The sequence below is a fragment of the Bacillus sp. HY001 genome (assembly GCF_007558965.1).
Taxonomy (GTDB): domain Bacteria; phylum Bacillota; class Bacilli; order Bacillales; family Bacillaceae_G; genus Bacillus_A; species Bacillus_A mobilis.
On sequence record NZ_VLTE01000299.1, the window covers coordinates 1 to 218 of the forward strand.

1 protein-coding gene is annotated in these 218 nt (G+C 33.9%); it reads right to left on the reverse strand.

Going from position 1 to position 218, the window contains the following annotated elements; translation table 11 throughout:
* Window positions 1-218 (reverse strand): transposase (locus FOT98_RS31425; RefSeq protein ID WP_144291268.1); only part of this gene is annotated, 218 nt, incomplete at both ends.

Consider the following 218-nt stretch of genomic DNA (forward strand, 5'->3'; position numbering starts at 1 on the left):
TAACTTATGATTTTTTAACATATTCGATACTTGCAAATCTTCTATACCGATAACATCGTGGTTTTTGATGATTTCAGTTGAGATTTTGTCCAAGTAATCTTTTCTAGCATTAGCTATGTTTTCATGAATTCTAGCTACCCTTACTCGTTGTTTATTCCAGCGAGAAGATCCTTTCATTCTTCTAGAAAGAACACGCTGTGCTTTTGCCAACTTCTCTT